Origin of the sequence: Mycobacterium sp. (assembly GCF_039583785.1) — a bacterium.
Lineage (GTDB): Bacteria > Actinomycetota > Actinomycetes > Mycobacteriales > Mycobacteriaceae > Mycobacterium.
The window spans coordinates 1-3,356 of the sequence record NZ_JAVKSG010000153.1; the positions used below are offsets into that span (position 1 = coordinate 1).

5 protein-coding genes are annotated in these 3,356 nt (G+C 70.1%); all 5 read left to right on the top strand.

Annotated features, from left to right (window positions below):
* Positions 1 to 215: helix-turn-helix domain-containing protein (locus ABDV69_RS20705; RefSeq protein WP_343577663.1), on the top strand; the 215-nt coding region annotated here is incomplete at its 5' end.
* On the top strand, positions 212 to 826 hold the full coding sequence (locus ABDV69_RS20710) for a hypothetical protein (RefSeq protein WP_343577664.1): 615 nt from the start codon (positions 212 to 214) through the stop codon (positions 824 to 826). The genes ABDV69_RS20705 and ABDV69_RS20710, both read left to right, overlap by 4 nt.
* A gap of 220 nt (positions 827 to 1,046) precedes the next feature.
* Positions 1,047 to 1,340, top strand: coding sequence for a hypothetical protein (locus ABDV69_RS20715; protein ID WP_343577665.1), 294 nt, complete (start codon positions 1,047 to 1,049; stop codon positions 1,338 to 1,340).
* Positions 1,337 to 1,897, top strand: coding sequence for a TlpA disulfide reductase family protein (locus ABDV69_RS20720; protein WP_343577666.1), 561 nt, complete (start codon positions 1,337 to 1,339; stop codon positions 1,895 to 1,897). The genes ABDV69_RS20715 and ABDV69_RS20720 overlap by 4 nt, the downstream gene beginning before the upstream one ends.
* Entirely contained in the window at positions 1,897 to 2,850 is a 954-nt protein-coding gene (locus ABDV69_RS20725) for a cytochrome c biogenesis protein CcdA (protein ID WP_343577667.1), read from the top strand. The genes ABDV69_RS20720 and ABDV69_RS20725 overlap by 1 nt, the downstream gene beginning before the upstream one ends.
* Positions 2,851 to 3,356 lie beyond the last annotated feature (506 nt).

The window sequence follows — 3,356 nt, forward strand, 5'->3', positions numbered from 1 at the left end:
CGTGCCTCACCGACTGCGGCTACGTCGTCGCCCGACGCGACGGCCGCAAACTGCGCTACTCCGTCGGCGACCCCCGAATCAGCGACCTGGTCATGCTCGCCCGGTCGCTGGCCGCTGACAACGCCGCCGCGCTGGCGGCGTGCGTGCGCATCCCCACACCCGGCCCGGCCGACCCGGCCACGTCGCACCCGTCACGCAAGGAGTCCTCGTCATGAACACTGCCGTCCCGCCACGCGCCGGCGATGCCGACCCGGTACACACCGCTGCGCCCCGTGCGGGCGTTGTGACGGCGTTGGCCGCCGTCGCCCGCGACCGCCCCTCGCAGTGGGTGTTCACGGCCATCTCGGTGATCGCAGTGCTCGGCTACGCGTTGTTGCTACCCGCCGAGCACACCGGTCACGTCGCGGCCTCCAACTATGGTCACCTCACCGGCCAAGACGCGGTGTTTAGCGTGGTGCTCGGGCTAACCGTAGCCGCCGTGCTCACCGTGCAGGTCTTCGCCCTGCGTCACGCGCCCGCCCAGCGCCGCGCCACCGGGACACGGGCGGCGTTGGGCGGTCTCGGCGCGCTGGGCGCGGTTGTTCCCGGGCTCTGCTGCACCGCGGTGCTGCCCGCGGTGGTCGGCCTGGTCGGGGTCAGCGCCGCCGGCAGCGCAAGCATCATGGAGGCGCTGGCCCCTAACGCGCTGTTCATCGACCTGGGCATCGTGCTGCTGCTGGTAGCCATCGGCTGGTGGAGCCTGCGCCGCTTGAGCAGCTCGGGTTGCCTGGACGCCGACGGCTGCCCCACCACGGGCGCCGGCCGTGGGAAGCGTGCACAGGAATGACCCCGGTCGACCGGGTCGCCACTCCCATCCGGCGTGCCTGGCCGACTGTCGCTACGTGCAGGTGCGCCGGGAGGGCCGGTTCGCCCGACTGCACGGCGACCGATCCGCCGGTGGCCGAGCTGGTGCTGTTGGCCCGCTCGCTGGTCGCCGACAACGCCGCCGCGCTCACCCGCATGGATGCGTATATCCCCACACCACCGAGTGAGAGGACCGACTCTCGATGACCGATCGTCACCGCTCCGGATGGTCCGGCCCGCTGGCCGTGGCCGCAGGCGGGCTGCTGGTGGTGCTGTGCTGCGCCGGCCCGGCGTTGATCGCCGGTGGCCTGCTCGCCGCCGCAGGCGCGCGAAGCAGCCTGTGGCTGATCGCCGCGGCAGCCCTGCTGCTGATTACGGTCATGCTCGCCGCCGCGGTCATCCGCCGCGCTGGCCGCGTGGGCGGCGAGCGGCCCGAGCACTGCTGTGTACCGCCGCGCCCCGACCGTGACCGCGAGAAAGGTCCGCACCGCCAATGACACCACGCCCTGCTACCCGCCGCCGCTATCTTCACCGTGCCGCGGCCGCCGTGGTCGCGGTTGCCACCGCCGGGCTCGTGTTGGCGGCCTGCGCCACCCACAGCGGGGGTCCGCAACAGGCCCAACAGCCCGTGCCTCATCCGCGGCCCGCCGGCCCGCCCGCCGCCACTTTGACCACCCTCGCCGGGAAAGCGGTGCGGGTGCCCGGCAGCAAACCCACCGCGGTGTTTTTCTTCTCCGTTGGCTGCGGTGAGTGCGCCGAAGGCGCGAAGTCGTTCGCCAAGGCCGCGACCACGGTCGGCGGCAAGGCCGAGTTCCTCGCCGTGGACATTGATCCCCACGATTCCGCCGACGCGATCACCGGCTTCCTGCGCAGCATCGGCAGTCCCGACCTGCCCGCCGCCATCGATAAGGACGCCGTGCTGTCGCGCACCTACCAGGTGAGCGCGATCAGCACCCTGATCGTCGTCGACCCCGCCGGCAAGGTCACCTTCCGGGCCACCGACCCGCCTACCGACAAGATCGAGGCCACCCTCACCGCCGCGGGGGCCAAGTGATGAACGGCCTGCTGGGCCTGGCCTTCGCCGCCGGGATGCTCGCCCCGGCCAACCCGTGCGGTTTCGCTCTGTTGCCCGCCTGGATCAGCTACACCTTGGGCGATGCCGCGCCGCTGCCGGTGCGGCTGGCCCGCGCCCTGCGCGCCGCCGCCGCGCTGACGATCGGCTTCGCCGGCACCCTGGCCGGCGCCGGGCTGGCCATCAGCGTGGGCGCGCGCGCCCTCATCCACCTGGCGCCCTGGCTCGGGCTGGTCACCGGGCTGGCGCTGTTGCTGCTCGGCGCGGTGATGCTCACCGGTCGCACCGTGCGGCTGCGCCTGCCCACCGCCGCACCCGCCCCGGCCGCCTCGACCCGGGGATGGCGGCTGGCCGCCTTCGGCGTCGGCTATGCCGTCGCCTCCCTGTCCTGCACCGTCGGGGTGCTGCTGGCGGTCATCGCCCAGGCCCAGGCCACCGCCAGCTACGCCGGACTGGTCGCCGTCTTCGCCGCCTACGCCACCGGGTCCGGTGCAGTCCTGCTGCTGGTCGCTGTCGGCACCGCCGCCGCTGGTGCCGCGCTGACCCGGCGCTTGGGCGTTCTCGCCCGCCACGCCACCCGCATCACCGCCGCGGTGCTGATCCTCACCGGCGCCTACCTGGCCTGGTACTGGTACCCGGCCGTCGTCCACCGCACCACCACCACCGGCAACCACCTCGGCCACGTCGCCGCCGTCGCCTCCACCTGGATCGCCGGGCACACCAGCACCATCGCCGTCCTCGCCGTCGCCACCATGATCGCCGTCGCCGTCGGCCAGCGCTTAGGCGCCACCCGCCGCGGCGGCGCCGCGTCCTCATCGAGAAAGACCGATTGCTGCGCAACCCAGGACGGCAACGCCGTCACCGCACCCGGTGTGTCGGAGTCGGTTACACCCCAGCACCACGTGCCAACATCCGCCGAAATCACCTCGGAATAAGGTCAGGAGGAATTATCGACACTCGTTGCAAAACACCGTACCTCATCGGGTTACTCGAAAACATGAAAGCACGCCTCGAAGATTCCGATGTCATTTACGTGGGTGGTGAATAGTGAGTACCGCCGAGTTCTCGCAGCTGCACAGCCCCCGAAAAATGGGCCTCCACCGTTGACCGCGACGCCATGACCACCGTCGGAAAACCAACAGTACGAACCCCAGCATGCACCGCTACGACACCAAACCGCTATGCCACCAACCATCTTGGCGGTACCGGTCAGCCTTCCCAGAAGAGGCAGAAGAGGCAGTGTCGAGCGCCGCAACCCAAAGTGAACAAGACCCCAAAATATACGCATTCAGAAGTAACGATCCCATAAAACAGAGCAGTCCAATCGCGAGGTGAAAAATATGACGAAAAAACTAGTGATTCTTGGAGCTGGCATCGGCGGGCTCAGCGCCATCCACGAGCTAAAGCAACACCAAAGTCTGGGCAACGACGACCTCGACGT

Bases quoted from the DNA above. Each gene is read 5' to 3' on its own strand.
- ABDV69_RS20725 (WP_343577667.1), top strand. From the start codon at position 1,897: ATGAACGGCCTGCTGGGCCTGGCCTTCGCCGCCGGGATGCTCGCCCCG.
- ABDV69_RS20710 (WP_343577664.1), top strand. From the start codon at position 212: ATGAACACTGCCGTCCCGCCACGCGCCGGCGATGCCGACCCGGTACAC.
- ABDV69_RS20720 (WP_343577666.1), top strand. From the start codon at position 1,337: ATGACACCACGCCCTGCTACCCGCCGCCGCTATCTTCACCGTGCCGCG.
- ABDV69_RS20715 (WP_343577665.1), top strand. From the start codon at position 1,047: ATGACCGATCGTCACCGCTCCGGATGGTCCGGCCCGCTGGCCGTGGCC.